Origin of the sequence: Corallococcus sp. 4LFB, from assembly GCF_046520365.1 — a bacterium.
GTDB classification, from domain to species: Bacteria; Myxococcota; Myxococcia; order Myxococcales; family Myxococcaceae; genus Corallococcus; species Corallococcus caeni.
The window spans coordinates 1-5,371 of the sequence record NZ_JBKGHJ010000524.1 but is presented as its reverse complement, the minus strand read 5'-3'; the positions used below and the strand labels follow the sequence as shown (position 1 = coordinate 5,371).

The following is a 5,371-nucleotide window of genomic DNA, read 5'->3' as shown; positions in this document are numbered from 1 at the left end:
GCCAGTCGCGCGGCGGGCGGCGGGACGGCGGGCGGGGCGCGGGGAGGCCGGGGCGCCTCCGGCGCGGTGGCCGGGGCCTCGTTGGCGAACACCTCCTTCAGCATGGCGATGGAGCCCAGCGCGGTGGTGGCCTCGTAGGGGACGAACATCTTGTTGTCGCCCTTGCCCAGCTCCTGGAGGGTCTCCAGGTAGCGCAGCGCGAGCACCTCCGGCGTGGCCCGGCCGGTGTGGATGGCCTCGAAGGTGAGGCGGGTGGCCTCGGCCTTGCCCTCGGCCTCCAGCATGACGGCGCGCTTGTGGCCCTCCGCGCGGGCGATCTCCGCGTCGCGCTCGGCCTCCGCGCGCAGGATGCGGGAGATCTTCTCGCCCTCCGCCTGGAGGATGGCGGCGGCCTTGTCGCCCTCCGCCTTGGTGACCTCCGCGCGGCGCTCGCGCTCGGCGGTCATCTGCTTGGCCATGGCGGACTTGATGGCCTGGGGCGGCTCAATCTCGCGCAGCTCCACGCGCGTCACCTTCACGCCCCACTTCTCCGTGGCCTCGTCCAGCACCATGCGCAGCTTGGTGTTGACCGTCTCGCGGCTGGTGAGCGTCTGGTCCAGCGTGAGGCCGCCCATGACGTTGCGCAGGTTCGTCATGGTGAGCTGCTCGATGGCGAGCGCCAGGTTCTCCACCTGGTAGAGCGCCGGCCGGGGTCGACGATCTGGTAGTAGATGACCGAGCCGACCTCCATGTTGACGTTGTCATGGGTGATGACCTGGACGGTCTCGAAGCCCATGACCTGCTCGCGCAGGTCCACCAGCGTGTTGCGCGTGAAGCGGTTGCCGGCGCGCATCTCCATGGCGCGCGGGCTGTCCATGAAGGGGATGAGGATGTTGAGGCCGCTGGAGGCCACGCGGTGGAACTTCCCCAGCCGCTCCACGACCATCACCTTGGCCTGGGGAACGATGCGCACGCCGGTGACCATCCCGAACACGACGGCGGCGGCCAGGAACAGCAGAACAACGGTCAGTCCCATGATGCGTTCTCCTTCTTCTTGAGGCGCGCCGGTTGCAGCGCGACTTCGGGGGACGCAGACGGGCGTCGCACCCATAACTTGAGGCCTTCGACCTGCTCCACGGTGACGCGCTCGCCCTCGGGCAGGGGCCCGGACAGGGAGCGGGCCATCCACAGCTCCCCGTTGATGCGCACGGTGCCTCCTTGCCCCTCCGCCAGCGCCTCCGTCACCACGGCCTCCTGGCCCAGCATGGCCTCCACGCCGGTCTTCAAGTGCACGGCGTCCCGCATGAAAACGTGCTTGAAGAGGGTGCGGGACGCGCCGAACAGGGCGGCGGACACCAGGGTGAAGACGACGAGCTGGCTGTTGAAGCCCAGGCCCGCCCCGGCCATCAGTGAGGCCATCAGCGCGCCCACGGCGAACCAGAGCGTCACGAAGCCGGAGAGCTTGATCTCCATCACCCCCAGGGCGATCGCGGCGATCAGCCAGAGCTGCCAGGCGGTGGGGTCCATGGGGTCCTTGTTTGGCAGCCGCTTCGGCCGCCTGTCAAACCGGGCGGCCGGGCATCAGGAATCAATCCGGCAGGAGGGTGGGTTCCGGGCAGGGACTTAAGGGCGCCTGAGCCTGGGGAAAAGCCGATGCCATACCTGTCCATCCGTGGCGCTCGACTGTACTACGAGGACACCGGGGGGAGTGGAGAGCCGGTCCTCTTCAGTCACGGGCTGCTCTGGGACTCCCGCCTGTTCCACAGGCAGGTGGAGGCCCTCCGGGGCCACTACCGCTGCATCGTGTACGACCACCGGGGCCAGGGACTGAGCGAGGCCCCGCCTGGTGACTCGGTCATCGACCTGCGCACGGTGTACGAGGACGCGGTGGCGGTCATCCAGGCGCTCGGCCTGGCGCCGTGTCACTTCGTGGGCCAGTCCATGGGGGGCTTCGTGGGCCTGCGGGTGGCCGCGCGGCACCCGGAGTTGCTGTGCTCGCTGTCGCTGCTGGACTCCTCCGCCGCGGCGGAGCTGCCGCTGACGCTGGCGCGCTACCGGCTGCTGACGACGCTCACGCACTGGCTGGGCTTGAGGCCGGTGGTGGACCGGATCATGTCGCTCTACTTCGGGCGCACGTTCATGCGGGACCCGGAGCGGGCCGCGGAGCGGGCGTTGCTGCGCCAGCAGCTCGTGGAGAACCCGCGCGCGGTGTGGCGCGCGATGCAGGGGGTCATCCACCGCCGCAGCGTGGAGGGGGAGCTGCACCGCATCGTGACGCCCACGCTGGTGCTGGTGGGGGACGAGGACGCGGTGACGGTGCCGGCGGTGGCGGAGCGGCTGCACCAGCGCATCCGGGGCGCGCGGCTCAAGCGGCTGCCCTGCGGCGGGCACATGTGCATCCTGGAGCAGCCCCAGGCGGTCAACGTCGCGCTGGGAGACTTCCTGGAGGAGGTGGAGCGCACCTCGCTTCAAGAAGAGGTGCTGGCGGTGGGCTAGTCTTGGTTTGCCGTGGACGTGTCTGTCCTTGCACGGCGCGCGGCTGGGATTGCGGAAGGCGTCTGGAACAACCCATGAAGTCGCCCTCTCTCTGAACGGAGATCCAATCTAGCGCCTGAACGCCCGCTCAGTATCCTGATCCGGTGTGAGCTACGCCGAGCTGGTGTGCCGGTCCCACTTCTCCTTCCTGCACGGCGCCTCCCATCCGGAGGAGCTGGTGGCCACCGCGGCGCGGCTGGGGCTGTCCGCGCTGGCGCTGACGGACCGGGACGGGCTCTACGGGGTCGTGAAGGCGCACCTCGCGGCGAAGGAGCACGGCGTGAAGCTGCTCCTGGGCGCGGAGCTGACGCTGGAGGACGGCCCGCCGGTGGTCGTGTACGCGAAGGACGCGGGCGGGTACGCGAACCTGTGCCGGCTGGTGTCCCACGGCCGGATGACGCACCCCAAGGGCGAGGCGGGCCTGCCCTGGCGCAAGGTGGCGGAGCACGCGTCGGGGCTGCTCGCGCTGTTGCCGGGCCCCGCGCCGCTGGAGGCGGTGGCGCCGCTGGCGGAGGCGTTTCCGGGCGGCTTCCACGTGGGCCTGAGCCGCTCCCTGTCCGCGGGGGACGCGGCCCGGGAGGCGCGAGCGGAAGGACTGGCCCGCGCGCTGGGCGTGCCGCTGGTGGTGCACAACGACGTGCACACGCACCACCGCGACCGGCAGCCCCTGCAGGACGTGCTCGCGTCCATCCGCCACGGGGTGACGGTGGATCAGGCGGGCACGCGGCTGTTCCCGAACGCGGAGCGGACGCTGAAGTCCCCTGGGGACATGGCGCGGCTGTTCTCGGACCGGCCGGAGGCGCTGGCGCGCACGGTGGAGCTGGCGTCGCGCTGCGAGGCCACCCTGGACGCGCTGCACTACCGCTTCCCGGAGGAGGACCTGCCGCAGGGGCGCACGGCGGATGAACACCTGCGCGTGCTCACGGAGGCGGGCCTGCGCACGCGCTATCCGGAGGGCGTGCCGCCGGCGGTGACGAAGCAGATCGACCACGAGCTGCGGCTCATCGCGGCGCTGGACTTCGCGGGGTACTTCCTGTCGCTGTGGGACATCGTGATGTTCGCGCGGGGGCGGGGCATCCTGTGCCAGGGGCGGGGCAGCGCGGCGAACTCGGCGGTCTGCTACGCGCTGGGCATCACCGCCATTGATCCGGTGCGCATGGGGCTGTTGTTCGAGCGCTTCCTCAGCATGGAGCGCAAGGAGCCGCCGGACATCGACGTGGACTTCGAGCACGAGCGGCGCGAGGAGGTGCTCCAGTACGTCTACGAGAAGCACGGCCGGCGCCACGCGGGCATGGTGTGCGAAGTCATCTGCTACCGGGGGCGGCTCGCGCTGCGCGAGGCGGGCAAGGCGCTGGGGCTGTCGTTGGATCAGGTGGACCGGCTGTCGCGCGTCGCCTCGTCGCACGGCTTCCAGGTGACGCCGGACGTGCTCCAGGAAGCGGGGCTGTCCCCGACGGACGGGCGCGTCTTGCGGACGCTGTCGGTGGCGAAGGAGCTGGAGGGCGTGCCCCGGCACCTGTCCATCCACGTGGGCGGCTTCGTGATGACGCGCGAGCCGCTGGTGGACCTGGTGCCGGTGGAGAACGCGGCGATGCCCGGGCGCACGGTCATCCAGTGGGAGAAGGACGACATCAACGCGGTGGGGCTCCTGAAGGTGGACCTGCTGGCGCTGGGCATGTTGACGGCGCTGTCGCGGTGCTTCGCCCTGATCCACAAGCACTACGGCCGCGAGCTGTCCCTGGCCACGGTGCCGCCGGAGGACCCCAAGGTCTACGACATGCTGTGCGAGGCGGACACGGTGGGCGTGTTCCAGATTGAAAGCCGCGCGCAGATGAACATGCTGCCGCGGCTGCGGCCCCGGGAGTTCTACGACCTGGTGGTGCAGATCGCCCTCATCCGGCCGGGCCCCATCGTGGGCAACATGGTGCACCCCTACCTGCGCCGCCGGCACGGCCAGGAGCCGGCGACGTACCCGAGCGAGGAGGTGCGCGGCATCCTCCAGAAGACGCTGGGCGTGCCGCTCTTCCAGGAGCAGGCGATGCGGCTCGCGATGGTGGCGGCGGGCTTCAGCGCGGGGGAGGCGGACGGCCTGCGGCGGGCGCTGAGCCACAAGCAGGCGGAGGCGCGCATCCTCCCGTACCGGGGCCGCTTCGTGGAGGGCTGCGAGGCGCGTGGCTATACGCGACAGCAGGCGGAGGAGTGGTTCGACCACTTCCGGGGCTTCGCGCACTACGGGTTCCCGGAGAGCCACTCCGCGAGCTTCGCGTTGATCGCCTATGCGTCCAGCTGGCTGAAGTGCCACTACCCGGCGGCCTTCACCGCGGCGCTGCTCAACTCGCAGCCCATGGGCTTCTACGCGCCGCACACGCTGGTGGCGGACGTGCAGCGGCACGGCGTGGAGGTGCGGCCGGTGGACGTGCGCCGCTCGAGCTGGGACTGCACCCTGGAGGACGGGGCGGTGCGGCTGGGCCTGAGGATGGTGCGGGGGCTGTCCGAGTCCGCGGGCCGGGCGGTGGAGACCGCGAGGCGGGGGGACTACGCGAGCGTGGGAGACCTGGCGCGGCGGGCGCGCATTCCCCGGCATGAGCTGACGCGGCTGGCGCTGTCCGGCGCGTTGGCGTCGCTGTGTGGGGCGCGGAGGCAGGCGCTGTGGGAGATCCAGGCGCTGGGGCCGCTGGATGCGGACGACCTGTTCTTCGGCATGGCGATGGACGGCACGGCGGTGGAGCTGCCGCCCATGGGCGTCCAGGAGCGGGTGGTGGCGGACTACGACACGGTGGGGCTGTCGCTGGAGAGGCACCCGCTGGAGCTGCTGCGGCCCATGTTGAAGCGGATGGGGCGGTGACGGCGGAGGGTT

Annotated in this window: 3 protein-coding genes and 1 pseudogene; 2 read left to right on the top strand and 2 right to left on the bottom strand. The window is 71.0% G+C overall.

Annotated elements, in window-relative coordinates; all coding sequences use genetic code 11:
* A pseudogene (locus ACLEQD_RS35885) lies at positions 1-1,015 on the bottom strand (SPFH domain-containing protein); the annotation flags it as partial.
* Positions 1,006-1,506, bottom strand: coding sequence for an NfeD family protein (locus ACLEQD_RS35880; RefSeq protein ID WP_410390337.1), 501 nt, complete (start codon positions 1,504-1,506; stop codon positions 1,006-1,008). The gene ACLEQD_RS35880 and the pseudogene ACLEQD_RS35885, both read right to left, overlap by 10 nt.
* Before the next feature lie 126 nt (positions 1,507-1,632).
* On the opposite strand from ACLEQD_RS35880, the gene ACLEQD_RS35875 reads away from it, so the two are divergent.
* Together ACLEQD_RS35875 and ACLEQD_RS35870 are read left to right on the top strand one after the other, a co-directional pair.
* Positions 1,633-2,475, top strand: a complete 843-nt coding sequence (locus tag ACLEQD_RS35875; RefSeq protein ID WP_410390335.1) for an alpha/beta fold hydrolase — start codon at positions 1,633-1,635, stop codon at positions 2,473-2,475.
* A gap of 145 nt (positions 2,476-2,620) precedes the next feature.
* Positions 2,621-5,359 carry an error-prone DNA polymerase gene (locus ACLEQD_RS35870; protein WP_410390333.1) on the top strand — a complete coding sequence of 913 codons (2,739 nt, stop codon included), beginning with the start codon at positions 2,621-2,623 and terminating at the stop codon, positions 5,357-5,359.
* The last annotated feature ends 12 nt before the right edge of the window (positions 5,360-5,371 follow it).